This window comes from Mangrovibacter plantisponsor (assembly GCF_003182475.1).
In the GTDB taxonomy this organism is placed as follows: domain Bacteria; phylum Pseudomonadota; class Gammaproteobacteria; order Enterobacterales; family Enterobacteriaceae; genus Mangrovibacter; species Mangrovibacter plantisponsor.
The window spans coordinates 243,698-262,273 of the sequence record NZ_QGTS01000007.1 but is presented as its reverse complement, the minus strand read 5'-3'; the positions used below and the strand labels follow the sequence as shown (position 1 = coordinate 262,273).

Genomic DNA, 18,576 nt, shown 5'->3' with positions numbered 1-18,576 from the left:
GCCTGAACTGTTGAGGTATCACAACCATGAAAGGACAAGAGACCCGTGGCTTTCAGTCGGAAGTAAAACAACTTCTGCACCTGATGATCCATTCTCTTTATTCAAATAAAGAAATTTTCCTGCGTGAATTGATCTCCAACGCATCCGATGCCGCAGACAAACTGCGTTTTCGTGCACTCTCCAAACCAGAACTTTATGAAGGTGATGGCGAACTGCGTGTGCGAGTTTCCTGCGACAAAGAAAAAAGAACCATCACTATTTCAGATAACGGCATTGGTATGAGCCGCGATGAGGTTATTGACCACCTCGGGACGATTGCTAAATCCGGTACTAAGGCATTTCTGGAATCCATGGGCTCAGACCAGGCGCAGGACAGCCAGTTAATCGGCCAGTTCGGTGTTGGTTTCTATTCTGCTTTTATCGTGGCCGATAAAGTAACAGTGCGCACGCGCGCGGCTGGTGCTGCTGCCAGTGAAGCGGTTTTCTGGGAATCTGCTGGTGAAGGTGAATACACCGTCGCCGATGTTGAAAAAGCCGACCGCGGTACTGAGATCACGCTGCATTTGCGTGAAGGCGAAGATGAGTTTCTGGATAACTGGCGTATTCGTTCGGTTATCAGCAAATATTCCGACCACATCGCGCTGCCGGTAGAAATTGAACAACAGGAAGAGAAAGACGGCGAAACCGTTGTTTCCTGGGAAAAGATCAACAAAGCACAGGCGCTGTGGACGCGCAACCGCGCGGAAATAAAAGACGAAGAATACACTGAGTTTTATAAGCACATCGCCCATGACTTCACTGACCCGTTGGCCTGGAGCCATAATCGCGTTGAAGGTAAGCAGGAATATACCAGCCTGTTATATATCCCTTCACAGGCTCCGTGGGATATGTGGAACCGTGACCACAAACATGGCCTGAAATTGTATGTTCAGCGCGTGTTTATCATGGACGATGCTGAACAGTTCATGCCGAATTATCTGCGCTTTGTGCGCGGCCTGATAGACTCCAGCGACCTGCCACTGAACGTTTCTCGTGAGATCCTCCAGGACAGCGCCATTACCCGCAACCTGCGCAACGCACTGACAAAACGCGTGCTGCAAATGCTGGAGAAAATGGCGAAAAATGAGAGCGAAAAATACCAGACATTCTGGGAACAGTTTGGCCTGGTACTGAAAGAAGGCCCGGCAGAAGACCAGGCGAACCAGCAGGCTATTGCCAAACTGCTGCGCTTTGCTTCAACACATAACGACTCTTCGGTACAAAACATTGCTCTGGAAGACTATGTCAGCCGGATGAAAGAAGGCCAGGATAAAATCTACTACATCACCGCAGACAGCTATGCTGCCGCGAAAAGCAGCCCGCATCTGGAACTGCTGCGCAAGAAAGGCATTGAAGTGTTGCTGCTTTCAGACCGTGTAGATGAGTGGATGATGAGCTACCTGACGGAGTTCGATGGCAAATCCTTCCAGTCTGTTGCAAAAGCTGATGAGTCGCTGGATAAACTGGCAGATGAAGTTGATGAACAAACCAAAGAAGCTGAAAAAGCCCTTGAGCCGTTTGTTGATCGCGTAAAAGCGCTGTTGGGTGAACGAGTTAAAGATGTGCGCCTGACTCACCGCCTGACCGATACGCCAGCTATTGTCACAACCGATAACGACGAAATGAGCACCCAGATGGCAAAACTGTTTGCCGCTGCGGGCCAGAAAGTGCCGGAAGTGAAATACATTTTCGAACTTAACCCGGACCATGCACTGGTTAAACGTGCTTCAGATACTGCTTCAGAAGACGCTTTCAAAGAGTGGGTTGAATTGTTGCTCGACCAGGCTATGTTCGCTGAACGTGGCACGCTGGAAGATCCGAACCAGTTCATTCGCCGTATGAACCAGTTACTGGTTTCCTGATATCAATACCGCTCTGCCAGTCCTGGCCGGGCGGTATTTTTTCTGCAGGCGTTCATATCTTTTCTTTTTTTAAGGTTATTCGCTGGCGGAATCGCTTCCGTAGCGCTGGCTTTCTTGTGGTGATGCAGCCTTAGTGGTATGGTTTTCGCCTCATTTTGATGTATTAAAATCCATTCGTAAGAGGAATTACGCAATGCGTATTATTCTGCTCGGCGCTCCTGGCGCTGGTAAGGGAACTCAGGCTCAATTCATTATGGAGAAGTACGGGATCCCACAAATTTCTACCGGCGACATGTTACGTGCCGCAGTAAAATCCGGCTCAGCCCTTGGTAAACAAGCAAAAGACTTGATGGACGCAGGCAAGCTGGTCACTGACGAACTGGTAATTGCACTGGTTAAAGAACGCATTGCTCAGGAAGACTGCCATAATGGTTTCCTGTTAGACGGTTTCCCGCGCACAATTCCTCAGGCTGATGCCATGAAAGAAGCCGGTATCAACGTTGATTATGTTCTGGAATTCGACGTACCGGATGAGCTTATCATTGACCGTATTATTGGTCGTCGTGTTCATGCCGCTTCTGGCCGCGTTTATCACGTGAAATTCAATCCGCCGAAAGTGGAAGGGAAAGATGACGTGACTGGCGAAGATCTGACCATCCGTAAAGATGACCAGGAAGACACCGTACGTAAACGCCTGGTGGAATACCACCAAATGACTGCGCCGCTGATTGGTTATTACAGCAAAGAAGCCGAGTCTGGTAATACCCGTTATGCCAAAGTCGACGGTACCCAGTCCGTGAACGATGTGCGTGCTGAACTGGAACGCATCCTCGGTTAAGTATTCTGCTGCCAGCCTGTCCAGGCTGGCACTTTTCCCTCAGTGCTTTATCTGCGAGTTTTACCCTGTTACTGTGATTGGTTTCCAAAACACGGCATTCGGTTACAATTATCAGGCCGTTAGTCGTAAGAGAGATGGAAATGACTCAGCAAAAAACAGGTATTTTACTGGTTAATTTAGGCACACCGGATGCCCCAACCCCTGCCGCTGTTAAACGTTATTTACGCCAGTTTTTGAGCGACCGCCGGGTGGTGGATACCCCACGCTGGTTGTGGTGGCCTCTGCTGCGAGGCGTGATTCTGCCTGTGCGTTCACCACGGGTGGCAAAGCTGTACCAGTCGGTCTGGATGGAAGAAGGCTCGCCGCTGATGGTTTACAGTAAGCGCCAGGCTCAGGCACTGCAGGCACAATTACCTGACACACCTGTTGCGCTGGGAATGAGCTACGGTAAGCCCGCTATGTGTGATGCCGTTGACAGCCTGCTGGCTCAGGGGGTTGATCACCTGATTGTGCTGCCACTTTACCCACAATATTCTTGTTCGACTGTCGCTGCCGTTTGGGATGAACTGGCACGTATTCTCGCCACCAAACGGTCAATTCCTGCCGTCAGCTTTATTCGTGATTACGCGGATGATACCCAGTATATTTCCGCACTGGTCGGGAAGGTGAAAGCCAGTTTTGCCGAGTTTGGTGAACCTGAACTGCTGCTACTGTCTTACCATGGCATCCCACAACGTTATGCAAGCCAGGGCGATACCTACCCGCAACGCTGCCGTGACACAACCCGGGCACTGGTTTCTGCACTTGGCATTGCTCCAGAAAAAGTCATGATGACTTACCAGTCGCGCTTTGGGCGCGAGCCATGGCTCACTCCGTATACAGATGAAACCCTGAAAGAACTGGGGCAAAAAGGCGTGAAGAATATCCAGGTCATGTGCCCGGGGTTTGCTGCTGACTGTCTGGAAACGCTCGAAGAAGTGGCTGTTCAGAACCGTGAAATCTTCCTGGAAGCGGGTGGAGAAACATACCACTATATTCCGGCACTGAATGATGATGCCGCGCATATCACTATGATGGAGGCCCTCACCGCGCATTATCGGTGATCGCAGAAAACGGGCCGGGTGTGCTAAACTTCCGGCTTGTTTTCTCTCCCCCGCAAAAACACGATGAAATTTCCTGGTAAACGTAAATCCAAACACTATTTTCCCGTCAGTGCCCGTGATCCGTTACTGGCTCAGGTTAAAACTGAAAGCGACCAGACAAACGCCTGGATTGTCGGTATTGACCAGACGCTGGTCGATATTGAAGCCCGGGTTGATGATGACTTCATTACCCGCTATGGCCTGAGCCAGGGCCACTCGCTGGTGATTGATGATGCCAAAGCGGAAGCGTTGTACCAGGAGCTTACCCAGAATCAGTTAATCACTCATCAATTTGCTGGTGGGACGATTGGCAACACGATGCATAACTACTCAGTACTGGCTGATGACCGCTCGGTCTTGTTAGGGGTGATGTGCAGTTCCATTACGCCCGGCAGTTACGCATACCGTTACTTGTGTAATACATCCAGCCGAACAGACCTGAATTATCTGCAAGGGGTGGATGGTGCCATCGGGCGCTGTTTTACGCTGATAAGCGACAATGGCGAACGGACATTTGCCATCAGCCCTGGCATGATGAATCACCTGCGCCCGGAAAGTATCCCTGAAGCGGTAATCGCCGGGGCCTCGGCACTGGTGTTGTCGGCTTATCTGGTGCGCTGTGCGCCAGATGAACCTATGCGCGATGCCACTATGCAGGCTATTGCTTACGCCAAAAAACATAATGTCCCGGTAGTGATTACCCTTGGAACCAAGTATGTCATTACTGAACAGGCACAGTGGTGGCAGGATTTTCTGCGCGACAATGTCGACATCCTGGCAATGAATGAAGAAGAGGGTGAAGCACTGACTGGCGAGCGTGACCCACTGCTGGCAGCAAACCGCGCGCTCGACTGGGTGGACCTGGTGTTGTGTACTGCCGGGCCAGTTGGCCTGTTCATGGCAGGTTACACCGAAGATGACAACAAACGTAAAACTCAGCACCCGCTGTTACCGGGCGCGATAGCCGAATTTAACCAGTACGAGTTCAGCCGGGCAATGCGCCAGAACGATTGTGTTTCTCCAGTACGGGTTTTCTCCCATATTGCACCTTATATGGGGGGGCCAGAAAAAATCATGAATACTAATGGTGCCGGAGATGGCGCGCTGGCAGCCTTGTTGCACGATATTACTGCCAATAACTACCACCGCCAGCAAGTACCCAATTCCAGTAAACACAGCCGCGCCTGGCTGACTTATTCCTCACTGGCGCAGGTGTGTAAATATGCCAACCGGGTCAGCTACCAGGTGCTCAACCAGCACTCTCCACGCCTGACGCGGGGTTTGCCGGAGCGGGAAGACAGCCTGGAAGAAGCATACTGGGAGCGGTAAATCGTTTTTGTCAGTACAGCCTGGCCGGAGCCAGGCTTTTATCAGAATGTAACTGTGGTGTTAAATAATAACCACCAGACCAATTACTCACCCTGCATTTGCCAAAAAATAGATAAGTTATTTGTCTGTTTTTGAGGTTTGATATTTTTCTGATACTTAATTGCCTGTATTACTAAGTTATCTTTTTTATATCAGGAAAAACCTGATATTGGCTCTTCCTGATTAATAATTATCTTGCTGTTTTTTTACTTTTTTTCACGGTTATCAGGCAGGAAAACCGTGATAATCCCAATCAGTGGTAAATAAGCGCATATTTTATAAACCAGCTCTATGCTGGTGTGGTCCGCCACAATCCCCAGAACCGCCGCTCCCAGCCCGCCCATACCAAATGCAAACCCGAAGAACAGCCCGGAAACCACACCGATGCGCCCGGGTAATAACTCCTGGGCATACACCAGAATTGCCGAAAACGCTGAAGCCAGAATAAAGCCGATAATCATGACCAGAACGCCGGTCCAGAATAATGAAACCCAGGGCAACAGCAGGGTGAATGGCGCCACCCCCAGTATCGAACCCCAAATCACATATTTACGGCCAATTTTGTCGCCTACCGGCCCGCCAATTACTGTACCGGCGGCTACCGCAAACAGGAATGCAAAGAGGTGCAACTGAGCGCTTTGAACTGACAGGCCGAATTTATCCATCAAATAAAAAGTGAAGTAACTGCTGATACTGGCAAGGTAAAAGTACTTAGAAAAAATCAGCAACAGTAGTACACAGACCGCCAGGATAACTTTATTACGCGGCAGGGTACTGGTGATGTGTACTTTGGGGCGCTGTTTAGCTGTACGTTGTTGCTGGGCATACCACCGGCTGATTTGAATCAGTACAATGATTGCCAGTAATGCTGCCAGCACAAACCACGCCACATTGCCTTTACCATAGGGGGCAATCAGAATCGCTGCCAGTAATGGCCCCAGTGAGCTGCCAAAATTACCGCCAACCTGGAACAGCGACTGTGCCAGCCCATGACGCCCACCAGAAGCCATGCGCGCCACACGGGATGACTCAGGATGGAAAACTGATGACCCCGTACCCACCAGCACCGCAGCCAGCAAAACCGTGTAAAAACTGCCAGCAAGCGCCAGTAATACCAGCCCACATAAAGTGAAACACATCCCAACAGGCAGAGACCAGGGCATAGGGTATTTATCGGTAAGATAACCCACTACCGGTTGTAGCAATGAAGAAGCTAACTGAAAGGCCAGTGTAATCAGGCCAATTTGCACAAAACTGAGGGAAAATTCGTTTTGTAATAACGGGTAGATAGCCAGAATTAACGACTGAATCATGTCGTTAAGCAGATGCGAAAGGCTGATAGCGCCAAGGATCCTAAATGAAGTACGTGCTTTCGCATTATTCTGGGGAGTTGCCGGTAACACCTGAGGGTTGTGGCTCATGAGTAACAAAACCATAACAAGTGAAGAGAAAAGAAGCAGAGTGTAGCTGATTTCACCTGATGATGAAATAATTATCAGGCTAACAGCTACCTCTAAAAGTCACTGATTACTGCAATCGCGGTTTAATCGACTTTCGCGATATCAGCAAAGGTTGCATCCAGTAATTTAGCCAGGTCTGCCGGCGCCAGTTCAATATCCAGCCCACGCTTACCCCCGGAAATGTACATCGTCGCAAAGGTGTTGGCAGGCGCATCAATCACCGTTGGCAGGCGTTTTTTCTGCCCCAAAGGGCTTATTCCGCCAACCAAATACCCGGTGACACGCTGCGCCACCATTGGGTCGGCCATTTCGACTTTTTTGCTACCCAGCGCTTTGGCGACTTTTTTCAGGTCAAGTTGCCCGGAGACCGGTGTTACTGCTACCGCCAGATGTTTCATGTCGCCGTTCAGTGCAACCAGTAACGTTTTATAAACCTGACGGGCATCAAGACCCAGTTTGCGTACCACTTCATCACCAAAGTTGGTCTCATTCGGGTCATGGTCATAACTGTGAAGAGTGAAAGATATCTTGTTTTTTTCGAGTAGTTTAATTGCCGGAGTCATAAAGTGTTTCGTCTGGTTAATAGTGAACTACAGGGATAATAAACATGGGGGCGGGAAAAAAAATAGTACCAGATTGCTAAACAACCGTAGCCATTATGCTCGTGCTGCGAGACAATTCTGATATGAGCCCTGGGCTCATCATAAAAATAACTATTTGAATTCCTCTTTGACGGGCCAGTACCCTGTTACTGGCCGTTTTTTTTTGCCTGCAATAACTCAGGCAGATTCCCGGTACCGTATAAATGCAGCGCCCCAACTGCGACGACATAGCGCCCGGGAGGCAACTGCTGCAGATAGTCATTCCAGGTGATATTACGCTGATTCATTAATACATCATACAATTGATCGCCAAAGGTGTTTGGCAACGACGTGTTGCCGGTTGCCGGAGGTGCCTGCAGCCACCAGCTGATCATCACTTGCAGTAAATGTGCGTTGGTTCGCCAGTGAGTGAGAGTATCCAGTAACAGAGGCAGGCCATCTTCTGGCAGGGTATTGAGCAGGGCGATTTGCTGGTCTGAACCTTCGAGCTCTAAAATCTTGCGCCCGCTTTGCTGTGCGGCATTCAGTAATTGCCAGTCTATGCCGTATTCCGGGCGTAACCCCAGGCGTTGTGCCTGGTGTGCCTGAAGTACCAGAGCTATTTGCCAGAATGGCAGGGCATCCAACTGCCCCATAGTGACACCTGCTTCATTTGCCACTTTCTCTACTTCTGCCAGTTGTTCGGTACTAAGGCGGCTTGCCAGTGGGTCACACCAGGGAACATTGTTAAATGGGGAATCGCCAGTCAGGATATCGGCTTCAACAATTAATGCATCACAGCTACTCAGTTTGCGCAGCAGTTTGGCGGGCAGGGGAGCCATATTGGGCGTTCCCATATGAATACTGCCAACCAGATGTAAGTAACGGCCACCGGGCAGAACAACATCAAGCGCGGGCCAGGGATAACCCTGATTAACCCACTGATTCAATAATGCTTTTAAACGGCTGAAAAATGGCATTCGTTCACGTCCCGGTAAAACACCATGCTAACCCGGCAGGCAAAAAAAGCAACACCCCGTTATCCGGGGTGTTGCGGCTGATGGCAAACCACCTGTTTACCTGGCTTTACCGGGGTTTGTAACGTAACAGCCGGTTGGCGTTACTGACCACCGTGATAGAAGAAAGTGCCATTGCCGCCCCGGCAACTACCGGGTTGAGCAGTGTTCCAGTCAGTGGCCAGAGCACCCCGGCAGCAACCGGGATCCCCAGCGCATTGTAGATAAACGCACCCAGCAGGTTTTGCTTCATATTTTTTAAGGTGGCCCGGGATATCGACATAGCATCAGCAACCCCTTGCAGGTCGTGGCGCATTAACGTCATGCCAGCGGTTTCGATGGCGACATCACTCCCGCCACCCATGGCAACGCCAACATCTGCCTGTGCCAGCGCAGGAGCATCGTTAATGCCGTCGCCAACCATCACTACATGCCGGCCTTGCTGCTGCAATTGGGTAATGGCCTCTGCTTTGCCATCAGGCAGCACACCGGCAATCACTGTATCGATACCGGCCTGTTTGGCGATAGCGCCAGCGGTAACGGGGTTATCGCCTGTCAGCATCACCAGGTGGTATCCCATCCCATGCAGGCGTTCAAGTGCAGCCTTGCTGGTTTCACGCAGTGGGTCGGCAATGGCGAACAACGCCACCAGCATGCCGTCTACAGCCAGTAATACAGGTGTTTCCCCCTGGCTTGCCACGTTATCCAGCGCCTCGCGTGCAGGACGGGTATCTACACCAGACTCTGCCATCATTGCCTGGTTACCCAGAGTGACGCGATGCCCTTCAATTTCACCCTGCACACCTTTACCACCCAGAGTGCGGAAACTACTGGCGGGCAGTAACGCACGGGTTCCGGCTTTATCAACAATCGCTTTTGCCAGTGGGTGGCTGGCACCTTGTTCCAGGCTGGCGGCAAACCGTAGCACTGCTGATTCATCCAACTCGCTAAAAGTGGCTATCTGCGTTACCTGGGGTTTGCCTGCCGTCAGGGTGCCGGTTTTATCAAACACAATAGTATCGACTTCACTGGCACGTTGCAGTGCATCGGCATCTTTAACCAGTACGCCAAATTCAGCGGCTCGGCCAACACCCGCAATAATCGACATGGGGGTTGCGAGACCCAGTGCACAAGGGCAGGCGATAATTAATACCGTAGTGGCAATCACCAGGGTGTAAACAATTTGTGGTGCCGGGCCAAAGAAATACCAAATGGCGGCACTGAACAAGGCAATCGCGACAACCGCTGGCACAAATACCGCAGCGATTTTGTCCGCCATCTGCCCAATTTGTGGCTTGCTGGACTGCGCCTGGCGCACCATACGGATAATCCGCGCCAGAGTGGTCTGGTTACCGGTGGCGTCGGCCCGGAACAGCACGCTGCCATCCTGTACCAGTGTCCCTGCGTGAACTGCTTCGCCAGCACTTTTATGTTGGGGAACGGGTTCACCCGTGAGCATGGCTTCATCCAGCCAGGCTTCACCCTGAGTTATCTCTCCGTCAACCGGTACCCGGTCACCCGTAGTCAGGCGCAGGATCATCCCTTTCGTGACCTGAGCAAGCGGAACGGTTTCTTCACCTTTTTCCGTGACCACCCGTGCGGTGGGCGGGGTTAAATCCAGCAGGCGCTCCAGTGCATGGGAAGATCGCTGGCGGGCACGTTGTTCCAGCATATGCCCCAGGTTAATTAACCCGATAATCATAGTGCTGGCTTCATAGTAAAGGTGGCGGGCCTGGTCCGGAAATGCGTGGGGCCACAGATTGACGTTAATGGAGTAAAGCCAGGCAACACCAGTTCCCAGCGCCACCAGCGTATCCATGGTCGCGGTTTTGTTCAGCAGGCTTTTCCAGGCGCTACGGTAGAAGTGACCACCAGCAATAACCATGACCGCCAGTGTCAGCCAGCCAATCCACAGCCACTGCTGGCGGTTGGCATCGGTGACCACCATGTGGTCGCCAACCATGCCCCAGACCATCACCGGGATACCAACCAGCAACGCGAGGATGGCCTGCCAGCGAAAACGTGACATTGCATGCTGCGCTGTTTGTTGTTGCCGTTCACGGCGCTGCTGGTCATCTTCTATGGCTTCGGCATCATACCCGGCCTGTTGTACCGCCTGGATCAGTGCACTGGCAGGTGCATCGCCCAGAACCAGTGCACTGCGCTCTGCCAGGTTGACCCGTGCCTGGGTTACGCCGGGCACATGCGCCAGCGCATTTTGCACCCGGGAAACACAACTGGCACAGCTCATGCCACTTATTAACAAATGCTGGCTGTCATCAGTGGTAGTGTCTGCCGGAAGCTCGGTATCTGCCGCTGCCAGTACTTCCGGCTGAGTGTTTGACTCTGCCAGCGGCTCAGATTTTGGGTGGCTGGCCAGTTGAGCCTCATACCCGGCTTCTTTCACGGTGGCAATTAACTGCTCTGCGCTTGCGCTACCGGTGATTTCTGCCTGGTTGAGCGTAACTTCGGCGCTTTCTACATCGCTGCGTTTTTCCAGACTTTCTTTGACACGTTTGACACAGTGGCCGCAAGACAGGCCATCGAGTGCGAGAGTAATATGAGACATATAACCACTCCTGTTTGTAATTGCCCGCATTCACGCCAATTTTTGGCAAAGCGAAGCACTAAGTTATCTTGCGCAAATCATCAGCATGATATTGCGTTATGATTAAGGTTAAACCTTCCATTAAGGGGAAGGTCAAGGAGGCGATGTGAATATTAGCGATGTGGCGAAAAAAACAGGCTTAACCAGCAAGGCAATTCGTTTTTATGAAGAAAAAGGGCTGGTGACGCCGCCGCTGCGTGGTGAAAATGGCTACCGGAGCTATAACCCTAAGCACCTGGAAGAGCTGACATTATTGCGCCAGGCACGCCAGGTGGGGTTTACCCTGGAAGAGTGCCGTGAACTGGTACATTTGTTTAATGATCCTGCACGGCACAGTGCCGATGTAAAAGCGCGTACGCTGCAAAAAATTGACGAGATCGATTTACATATTCAGGAATTGCTGGAAATGAAAACACGCTTGCAGGTGCTGGCGGAAAGTTGCCCTGGCGATGACACGGCCGATTGCCCGATCATTGATAATCTTGCCGGGTGTTGCCACCACAGTACCCCTGCGCAGCGCTAACCTTGCTGCACAGGGAAACACAGGCATCAGGGTTCATGCCACAGGGGAACCCGATGCTTCAATACGCAAAGTAATTCCTTCAACACGCACTACGCGCACACGCGTTCCGGCAGGTAAATCGGTATCGGCCATTACTGGCCAAACGCTGTCCCCGAGCCGTACCTGGCCGCGCCCGTTGACCAGGTTATTTTCCAGCACAAAGACCTGGCCTGCCAGTTGGTTACCACGCTGGTTAAGTTGCTGACCGGGCTGGTCGCTGTTTTTCTGGTTCAGCCAACGCCACCATAAAAAAGCACACAGCACAGTCAACACGGCAAAACTGGTGCCCTGCCAGGCCCAGCCAACCGGCAGGAGCCAGGCAATCAGGCCGGTTACCAGCGCGGCAATGCCACTCCATAGCAGGTAACCACTGGCACCGAGCATTTCGGCGGCCAGTAACAGGCCGCCCAGACTCAACCAGAATGCATGCGGATGTGCAGCAATCAGTGGAATCATTTTATTTTCCGTTGCACCTGGCTGTCTTTAATTAACTCGCTGATACCTGCGATAGAGCCCATCAGGCTGCTGGCATCCAGTGGCATCAGCACGACTTTACTGTTTTCTGCGGAACCAATCTGTTGCAGAGCATCAGTATATTTCTGTGCCACAAAGTAGTTCACAGCCTGGATGTCACCCGCTGCAATGGCCTCAGAAACCATACGCGTTGCCTGTGCTTCTGCTTCCGCAGAACGTTCACGCGCTTCTGCCTGCAAGAACGCAGACTGGCGGTCACCTTCTGCTTTCAGGATCTGAGACTGTTTTTCCCCTTCAGCTTTGAGAATTTCAGCCTGACGAACCCCTTCAGCTTCCAGAATGTAAGCACGCTTGGTACGTTCAGCTTTCATTTGCGCGTTCATGGAGGCAATCAGTTCAGCTGGTGGGCGAACATCGCGAATTTCAATACGCGTTACTTTCACGCCCCAGGGGTTGGTTGCTTCATCAACAATGTGTAACAGACGGGTATTGATACTGTCACGCTGCGAGAGCATTTCATCGAGCTCCATTGAGCCCAGCACAGTACGAATATTTGTCATGGTGAGATTCATGATAGACAGATCAAGGTTGCTGACCTCATAGGCAGCACGCGCCGGATCAATCACCTGAATAAAGCAAACGGCGTCTATCGTGACGTTGGCGTTATCTTTAGAGATAACTTCCTGGGAAGGGATATCCAGAACCTGCTCCATCATATTGATCTTACGGCCAATACGATCCATAAACGGCACAACCAGGTTCAGGCCAGGCATCAGTGTTTTGGTATAACGACCAAAACGTTCAACTGTCCATTGAAAACCCTGCGGGACAATTTTCACCCCGGCAGAGACGATCACCAGTGCAACAACAATAAGAACCGGGATCACTATTAGCATAAAAAACCTCCTGTTTAATTGTGGCGGTAAGTCTACCCTAAAAAATAAACAGGAGGTGCTACTATATTCGAGGGTTTACACGGCGTAATCCCGAATAATCAATAGAGTAGCGAGTAAAGCTGGCGGCGATATTGTGAAGCCAGTGGATTCCCGGTGCCCAGGGCTGCGAGGATCTCTTGCATCACTTTACGGGTTTCGCCATTTGCTGCACTCAAGTCCTGTTTCAGGTGGCCAAACAACAACGCCAGTGCTTCTTCATTACGCCCCACCTGGTGTAATTGCAAAGAAAGGCGGGTAGCGAGTTCTGCATCCTGCGGGTTCTCTGCAACCTGCTGTTGCAGTAACTGGATTTCCGGGGTGTCGGCCGCTTTTTTCAGTAGATCGATTTGCGCCTGTAACCCCTGGTAGCGGGTGTCCTGATCCTGCAGCGGGATAGTGGCCAGCACAGTTTGCGCATCATCAGAGCGGTTCAGAGCAATATAGTTTTCTGCCAGTAACAGGCCGATTTCGCTGTTCTGTTCAGACAATTTCCAGGCATCAACCAGCAGTGGCAGGGCTTCGGCATGTTTGCCTTCCTGCATTAATGCCATGGCCTCCTGCGCTTTCACCTCTTCTTCGCGTGGCAGGACTTTATCCAGCAGCGCACGTACGGCTTCTTCGGGCTGCGGCCCCTGGAAACCATCCACAGGCTGGCCGTTCTGGAACAAATACACCGTCGGGATAGCGCGCAACCCAAATTGCGATGCGACCATCTGCTGGTTGTCGCAATCCACAGTAGCCAGAATAAACTGGCCGTTATACTTCGCAGCCAGCCCTTTCAGCACCGGTGTCATTTCCTGGCACTGTTGGCTACGGTCAGACCAAAAGTAAAACAATACTGGCGTGGTAACTGATTGTTCCAGTGTGGTATGTAAATTCGCTTCAGTAATCTCAACAATATTCTGTACGGACATGCTTTTTTCTCAGTCAGGACTTTCTAATGTACATGGGGGTGAGACGCCGGGCTTCAACTCAGGTACGCAAAATTTTATCCATAATGCGGCCAGGCAACAGCCGTTTCAGGAAACCAACCACCCAGGTGACCAGAGTTACCGGGTAGCGTAGTCGCGGCCTGGTGCTGCCAAAAGCATGGCACACTTTTGCTGCAACGGCCTCCGGGCCAAGGGTAAAGCGTGCGGCAATGCCCGGATTTTGGACAGGTTTATCTGCCTGGGTTTGGTTAACGTTATCGGTAAAACGGGTATGGATTGGGCCGGGTTCTATCAGGCTGACCTGAATACCGGTGTAGCGCAACTCCATACGCAGCGCATCAGACCAGGCTTCCAGAGCGTATTTACTGGCCGCATAAGCGCCACGCCCTGGTGTGGAAATCAACCCCATTACCGAACTGGTCATCACAATTCGCCCTTCACTCTGCGCTTTCATGGCGGGTAACAACAACATTGTGAGTTGATGCACGCCAAAAAAGTTAGTGGAAAACTGTTTTTCCAGTTGTGAGCGGCTAATGGTTTCTAACGGCCCGTAGAGCCCGAACCCGGCATTGTTAAATAGCCCATAGAGATTGTTACCTGTCAGGCGAATCACTTCTTGTGCAGCCTGCCTGACGCTGGCTTCATCATCAACATCAAGTTGAATGCCAGTGAACCCCAGAGATGACATACGTTCGACATCTTCAGGTTTACGGCAACCTGCAAGAACATGATAACCGCGTTGCTTCAGCGCATGAGCACAGGCCAGACCAATTCCACTGGAGCTACCTGTGATAAATACTGATTTTTGCATAACTTTACCCGTTAAAAGCGCTGATTGTTTATGACTCATGTTTAACTAACAAAGGTGCCAGTTTTTCTGCCATCCAGTTGGCAATGAAAGGCTGAGCATCCGGGTTAGGGTGAATACCATCATCCTGCATCCACTGTGGCTTCAGGTAGACCTCTTCCATAAAAAAAGGCAGCAATGGAATGGCATATTTTTCCGCCAGTTGTGGGTAGATGGCCTGAAACGCTTCGGTGTAGCGGCGGCCATAATTGGGTGGCAAACGTATTTGCATTAGCACAGGTTGTGCATTTGCGGCGTTAACTTGTGTAATGATTTTGCCCAGGGTTTCACTAATGGTTTGTGGAGCAAAACCACGCAACCCGTCATTACCGCCAAGCTCTATAAGCACCCAGCGCGGGTGGTGTTGCGCCAGTAAACCAGGTAAGCGGGCCAGGCCCTGAGCGGCGGTGTCGCCACTGATACTGGCATTAACAACATCTATCTGCTTTGCCTGCCATTTTTCATTAAGTTTTGCAGGCCAGGCACTGTTTGCTGACATTCTGTAACCTGCACTCAGACTGTCACCCAGAATTAATAGCGTGTCCGCAGCCACGGCACGGAACGTTAACAGGAACAACAACAGGAAGGGCACATGCCAGCGGAAAATAGTGTTGAAGTACATCGTCTTTGTAAGTCCGTCGGTCAGGGTGAACATGAGCTCAACATCCTCACCGGAGTTGAGCTGATTGTCAAACCAGCGGAAAGTATCGCCCTGATTGGCGAGTCGGGTTCAGGGAAGTCAACTCTGCTGGCAATTTTAGCCGGGCTGGATGATGGCACTGAAGGTGAGGTCTGGCTGCTGGGTAAACCGCTGCACCAGATGGATGAAGAGGCGCGGGCGGCATTGCGCGCAGCCAGTGTCGGTTTTGTCTTCCAGTCATTTATGTTGGTACCTACACTGACTGCACTGGAAAATGTGCAGTTACCTGCTTTGTTGCGTGGTGAAAATTCTGCGCAGAGCCTTTCTCAGGCCCGGGAGTTGTTAACCGAACTGGGGCTTGAAAAGCGTCTTCATCATCTTCCTGCCCAGCTCTCTGGTGGTGAGCAGCAGCGCGTGGCGCTGGCAAGAGCGTTTATTGGCAAACCCGCTGTATTATTTGCGGATGAACCAACCGGCAATCTTGATCGCAAAACCGGGGACCGTATAGCGGACCAGTTGTTTACCCTGAACCGGGAAAGTGGTGCAACACTCCTGCTGGTTACTCATGATTTACAGCTTGCGGCACGGTGTGACCGGCGGTTACGGCTACGGGATGGCAAATTGCAGGAGGAGCTATGATAGCTCGCTGGTTCTGGCGTGAATGGCGTACGCCATCACTGTTGATTGTCTGGGTGGCCCTGAGCCTTGCCGTTGCCTGTGTTTTTGCACTGAGCAGTATTGGCGAGCGAATGGAAAAGGGCCTGAGCGCTCAGAGCCGGGATTTCCTGGCAGGCGACCGGGCATTACGCAGCTCCCACCCTATTCCTGATGACTGGCTGGCGCTGGCACAGAAAGAAGGCGTTAAGGTCAGTACCCAACTGTTGTTCTCGACCATGACTTTTGCTGGCAATACGCCACAACTGGCTGATGTAAAAGCCGTTGACGGGCATTACCCACTGTATGGTTCACTTAGCACTCACCCCGAAGGCCTTACACCAGCGCCTGGCACTGTTTTGCTGGCTCCCCGCCTGATGGCATTGCTCAACCTGAAACCGGGCGATGAACTGGATGTGGGCGATGCCACCTTACGGGTGGCTGGCGAGGTTATTCAGGAGCCTGATGCCGGATTTAACCCTTTCCAGCTTGCACCACGCCTGATGATGAACCTTGCTGATGTTCCGGCGACCGGCGCCGTTCAGCCAGGCAGCCGGGTGCGCTGGCTGTATAAATTTGCCGGTACATCCGGGCAAATTACCCGTTTTGAGAATGCATTATTACCACAGTTAACGGCTGAATACCGTTGGTACAGCCCGGAGCAGGAAGACAGCGCGCTGGGCAAATCCCTTGAGCGCTCACGCCAGTTTTTGCTTTTGTCCGCATTATTGACGTTAATGCTGGCGATTGCTGCTGTTACCGTGGCAATGAATCATTACTGCCGGTCACGTTACGATTTAGTCGCAGTATTGAAAACCCTTGGTGCAGGGCGTAAGGCCTTACGCCGCCTGATTATTGGTCAGTGGTCATTATTATTGCTGGTCTCTGCCGGTACGGGTCTGCTGGCGGGCAAATTGTGTGAATCCATATTGCTGGCATTACTGCGCCCGGTGTTACCTGCAACGTTGCCTGAACCGGGGTTGATGCCATTAATCTGGGCACTGGGTGGGATGGCGGTGATAGCCTTTTTGGTTGGGGCGCGTCCGTACCATATCCTGCTGGCGACCCAGCCCGTGCGCGTGCTGCGGCGCGATGCCATAGCCCGCCGCTGGCCGCTTGCTATTTATCTGCCTGTTATGGTGCTGGTGGTGGTGGCACTGTTGGCATTGCTGGTGGGCAACAATATGTTGCTGTGGTCAGTTCTGGCGGGAAGCTGCGTGGTGGCATTGCTGTGCGGCCTGGCAGGCTGGCTGGCACTGTGGGTGTTAAAGCGTTTCACTACCCGGGTGTTATCGCTGCGCCTGGCGGTGAACCGCCTGCTGCGCCAGCCACTGACAACACTGAGCCAGATTGCAGCCTTCTCCCTGTCGTTTATGTTGCTCGCGCTGTTATTGGTTTTGCGGGGTGACTTACTGGATCGCTGGCAGCAACAATTGCCACCGGAAAGCCCTAATTATTTCCTGATAAACATCGCGCCAGAACAGTTAAGTGAAATGAAAAGCTTCCTGGCCGAGCACCAGGTTATCCCTGACCGGTTTTATTCCATTGTCCGGGCGCGTTTAACCGGAATTAATGGCAATACCACCGATGGCAATAAAGATGAAGCGCTTAACCGCGAGCTCAACCTGACATGGCAGCGTGAAAAACCGGCGCATAATCCGATTGTCGCTGGTAACTGGCCGCCGGCGGCAGGGGAGGTGTCTGTTGATGAAGGGCTGGCTAAACGGCTGAATTTGAAGCTGGGAGATAAACTGACATTTACCGGCGATACAGACACTTTCACGGCAACGGTATCAAGCTTACGTAAAGTAGACTGGGAAAGCCTGCGGCCTAACTTTTACTTCATTTTTCCACAAGGCGAATTAAATAACCAGCCACAAACCTGGCTTACCAGTTTCCGCTGGGATCGGGGGGACGCGCTGCTGACACAGCTTAACCGTGAATTCCCGACTGTGAGCCTGCTGGATATCCGCGCCATTTTAAGCCAGGTGGGAACAGTTTTGCAGCAGGTAAGCCGGGCACTGGAAGTGATGGTGGTACTGGTAACTCTGTGTAGTGTATTGCTGCTCCTGGCTCAGGTGCAGGTTGGCATGCGCCAGCGCCACCAGGAATTGCTGGTCTACCGTACTTTGGGGGCGGGAAAAAAACTGTTACGCCAGTCGCTGTGGTGGGAGTTTATTGCCCTTGGCGTAGTGGCGGGCATTGTTGCCGCGGGGGGGGCCGAAAGTGCGTTGGCTTTATTACAAACCCGGGTATTTGATTTCCCCTGGTCACCTGACTGGCGTTTATGGCTCGCTCTGCCAGTATGTGGTGCGCTGGTTTTGGCACTATTCGGTGGCTGGTTGGGTGTGCGTTTAGTCAAAGGAAAAGCCCTGTATCGGCAAGTTCAGGGGTAAATAAAAAGAAAATAAATTGTGAAAGAAAAACACTGCTTTATTCAGTGTTTTTCTTTTTTTGTGATGAGTATTAATAATTATCTATATACCTTCGCACTAAATGATAATACTTATTTTGTTTTTTCATTATCTGTAATAAATATTCATAATATTGTTATTTTCAGTAGCACGGATTGATAATTTTAATAAATAAAATTTCATAAATAGCAGGTAATCTTCTCC

Annotated in this window: 17 protein-coding genes; 8 read left to right on the top strand and 9 right to left on the bottom strand. The window is 51.5% G+C overall.

Annotation, left to right across the window (positions count from 1 at the left end):
* Window positions 1-26 precede the first annotated feature (26 nt).
* From htpG to DES37_RS13415, 4 genes are all read left to right on the top strand, one after another.
* Entirely contained in the window at window positions 27-1,901 is a 1,875-nt protein-coding gene (gene htpG, locus DES37_RS13430; RefSeq protein WP_036109991.1) for a molecular chaperone HtpG, read from the top strand.
* A gap of 193 nt (window positions 1,902-2,094) precedes the next feature.
* Entirely contained in the window at window positions 2,095-2,739 is a 645-nt protein-coding gene (gene adk, locus DES37_RS13425) for an adenylate kinase (protein WP_036109989.1), read from the top strand.
* A 140-nt stretch (window positions 2,740-2,879) separates the two neighbouring features.
* Window positions 2,880-3,842: a ferrochelatase gene (gene hemH / locus DES37_RS13420; RefSeq protein ID WP_110026152.1), complete on the top strand. Its 963-nt coding sequence runs from the start codon at window positions 2,880-2,882 to the stop codon at window positions 3,840-3,842.
* Between the two features lie 63 nt (window positions 3,843-3,905).
* The gene (locus DES37_RS13415) at window positions 3,906-5,210 is read left to right on the top strand and encodes an inosine/guanosine kinase (protein ID WP_110026150.1); all 1,305 of its coding nucleotides are present in this window, start codon (window positions 3,906-3,908) and stop codon (window positions 5,208-5,210) included.
* A 245-nt stretch (window positions 5,211-5,455) separates the two neighbouring features.
* On the opposite strand, the gene DES37_RS13410 is transcribed toward DES37_RS13415, so the two are convergent.
* The 3 genes from DES37_RS13410 to DES37_RS13400 form a co-directional block, all read right to left on the bottom strand.
* Window positions 5,456-6,685 carry an MFS transporter gene (locus tag DES37_RS13410; RefSeq protein WP_036109982.1) on the bottom strand — a complete coding sequence of 410 codons (1,230 nt, stop codon included), beginning with the start codon at window positions 6,683-6,685 and terminating at the stop codon, window positions 5,456-5,458.
* 107 nt (window positions 6,686-6,792) lie between these two features.
* On the bottom strand, window positions 6,793-7,272 hold the full coding sequence (gene ybaK / locus DES37_RS13405) for a Cys-tRNA(Pro)/Cys-tRNA(Cys) deacylase YbaK (protein ID WP_110026148.1): 480 nt from the start codon (window positions 7,270-7,272) through the stop codon (window positions 6,793-6,795).
* A gap of 185 nt (window positions 7,273-7,457) precedes the next feature.
* The gene (locus DES37_RS13400) at window positions 7,458-8,270 is read right to left on the bottom strand and encodes a TraB/GumN family protein (RefSeq protein WP_110026146.1); all 813 of its coding nucleotides are present in this window, start codon (window positions 8,268-8,270) and stop codon (window positions 7,458-7,460) included.
* On the opposite strand from DES37_RS13400, the gene DES37_RS26045 reads away from it, so the two are divergent.
* A complete protein-coding gene (locus DES37_RS26045; RefSeq protein ID WP_281271480.1) occupies window positions 8,264-8,392 on the top strand; it encodes a hypothetical protein in 129 nt (42 codons plus the stop codon). The genes DES37_RS13400 and DES37_RS26045 overlap by 7 nt on opposite strands.
* Here DES37_RS26045 and copA read toward each other — a convergent pair.
* Complete coding sequence (copA, locus tag DES37_RS13395) at window positions 8,377-10,875, bottom strand: copper-exporting P-type ATPase CopA (protein ID WP_110026144.1); 2,499 nt, start codon at window positions 10,873-10,875, stop codon at window positions 8,377-8,379. The two genes, DES37_RS26045 and copA, sit on opposite strands and share 16 nt — an antisense overlap.
* A 145-nt stretch (window positions 10,876-11,020) precedes the next feature.
* Between copA and cueR the strand changes: the two genes are divergently transcribed.
* Window positions 11,021-11,437, top strand: a complete 417-nt coding sequence (gene cueR / locus DES37_RS13390) for a Cu(I)-responsive transcriptional regulator (protein WP_110026142.1) — start codon at window positions 11,021-11,023, stop codon at window positions 11,435-11,437.
* Window positions 11,438-11,470: 33 nt separating this feature from the next.
* Here cueR and DES37_RS13385 read toward each other — a convergent pair whose 3' ends face one another.
* The 5 genes from DES37_RS13385 to tesA all read right to left on the bottom strand — a co-directional run bounded on the left by DES37_RS13385 (window position 11,471) and on the right by tesA (window position 15,286).
* Window positions 11,471-11,932 carry an NfeD family protein gene (locus DES37_RS13385; RefSeq protein ID WP_036109969.1) on the bottom strand — a complete coding sequence of 154 codons (462 nt, stop codon included), beginning with the start codon at window positions 11,930-11,932 and terminating at the stop codon, window positions 11,471-11,473.
* Window positions 11,929-12,846 carry an SPFH domain-containing protein gene (locus DES37_RS13380; RefSeq protein ID WP_036109966.1) on the bottom strand — a complete coding sequence of 306 codons (918 nt, stop codon included), beginning with the start codon at window positions 12,844-12,846 and terminating at the stop codon, window positions 11,929-11,931. Before DES37_RS13380 ends, DES37_RS13385 begins: the two co-directional genes overlap by 4 nt.
* A 98-nt stretch (window positions 12,847-12,944) precedes the next feature.
* The gene (locus tag DES37_RS13375; RefSeq protein WP_036109962.1) at window positions 12,945-13,799 is read right to left on the bottom strand and encodes a co-chaperone YbbN; all 855 of its coding nucleotides are present in this window, start codon (window positions 13,797-13,799) and stop codon (window positions 12,945-12,947) included.
* A 58-nt stretch (window positions 13,800-13,857) separates the two neighbouring features.
* Window positions 13,858-14,667 (bottom strand): SDR family oxidoreductase, encoded by an 810-nt coding sequence (locus DES37_RS13370; RefSeq protein ID WP_110026141.1) that lies wholly within the window; start codon window positions 14,665-14,667, stop codon window positions 13,858-13,860.
* Entirely contained in the window at window positions 14,657-15,286 is a 630-nt protein-coding gene (tesA, locus tag DES37_RS13365) for a multifunctional acyl-CoA thioesterase I/protease I/lysophospholipase L1 (protein WP_036109960.1), read from the bottom strand. The genes DES37_RS13370 and tesA overlap by 11 nt, the downstream gene beginning before the upstream one ends.
* Here tesA and ybbA point away from each other — a divergent pair.
* Entirely contained in the window at window positions 15,257-15,943 is a 687-nt protein-coding gene (gene ybbA / locus DES37_RS13360) for a putative ABC transporter ATP-binding protein YbbA (protein ID WP_036109956.1), read from the top strand. The genes tesA and ybbA overlap by 30 nt on opposite strands.
* Window positions 15,940-18,354 (top strand): putative ABC transporter permease subunit YbbP, encoded by a 2,415-nt coding sequence (ybbP, locus tag DES37_RS13355; RefSeq protein WP_110026139.1) that lies wholly within the window; start codon window positions 15,940-15,942, stop codon window positions 18,352-18,354. Before ybbA ends, ybbP begins: the two co-directional genes overlap by 4 nt.
* Window positions 18,355-18,576: the final 222 nt, after the last annotated feature.

Bases quoted from the DNA above. Each gene is read 5' to 3' on its own strand.
- DES37_RS13375 (WP_036109962.1), bottom strand. From the start codon at position 13,799: ATGTCCGTACAGAATATTGTTGAGATTACTGAAGCGAATTTACATACC.
- DES37_RS13400 (WP_110026146.1), bottom strand. From the start codon at position 8,270: ATGCCATTTTTCAGCCGTTTAAAAGCATTATTGAATCAGTGGGTTAAT.
- DES37_RS13415 (WP_110026150.1), top strand. From the start codon at position 3,906: ATGAAATTTCCTGGTAAACGTAAATCCAAACACTATTTTCCCGTCAGT.
- copA (WP_110026144.1), bottom strand. From the start codon at position 10,875: ATGTCTCATATTACTCTCGCACTCGATGGCCTGTCTTGCGGCCACTGT.
- hemH (WP_110026152.1), top strand. From the start codon at position 2,880: ATGACTCAGCAAAAAACAGGTATTTTACTGGTTAATTTAGGCACACCG.
- tesA (WP_036109960.1), bottom strand. From the start codon at position 15,286: ATGTACTTCAACACTATTTTCCGCTGGCATGTGCCCTTCCTGTTGTTG.
- DES37_RS13385 (WP_036109969.1), bottom strand. From the start codon at position 11,932: ATGATTCCACTGATTGCTGCACATCCGCATGCATTCTGGTTGAGTCTG.
- ybbP (WP_110026139.1), top strand. From the start codon at position 15,940: ATGATAGCTCGCTGGTTCTGGCGTGAATGGCGTACGCCATCACTGTTG.
- htpG (WP_036109991.1), top strand. From the start codon at position 27: ATGAAAGGACAAGAGACCCGTGGCTTTCAGTCGGAAGTAAAACAACTT.
- DES37_RS13370 (WP_110026141.1), bottom strand. From the start codon at position 14,667: ATGAGTCATAAACAATCAGCGCTTTTAACGGGTAAAGTTATGCAAAAA.
- ybaK (WP_110026148.1), bottom strand. From the start codon at position 7,272: ATGACTCCGGCAATTAAACTACTCGAAAAAAACAAGATATCTTTCACT.
- DES37_RS13410 (WP_036109982.1), bottom strand. From the start codon at position 6,685: ATGGTTTTGTTACTCATGAGCCACAACCCTCAGGTGTTACCGGCAACT.
- adk (WP_036109989.1), top strand. From the start codon at position 2,095: ATGCGTATTATTCTGCTCGGCGCTCCTGGCGCTGGTAAGGGAACTCAG.
- ybbA (WP_036109956.1), top strand. From the start codon at position 15,257: ATGCCAGCGGAAAATAGTGTTGAAGTACATCGTCTTTGTAAGTCCGTC.
- DES37_RS26045 (WP_281271480.1), top strand. From the start codon at position 8,264: ATGGCATTCGTTCACGTCCCGGTAAAACACCATGCTAACCCGGCAGGC.
- DES37_RS13380 (WP_036109966.1), bottom strand. From the start codon at position 12,846: ATGCTAATAGTGATCCCGGTTCTTATTGTTGTTGCACTGGTGATCGTC.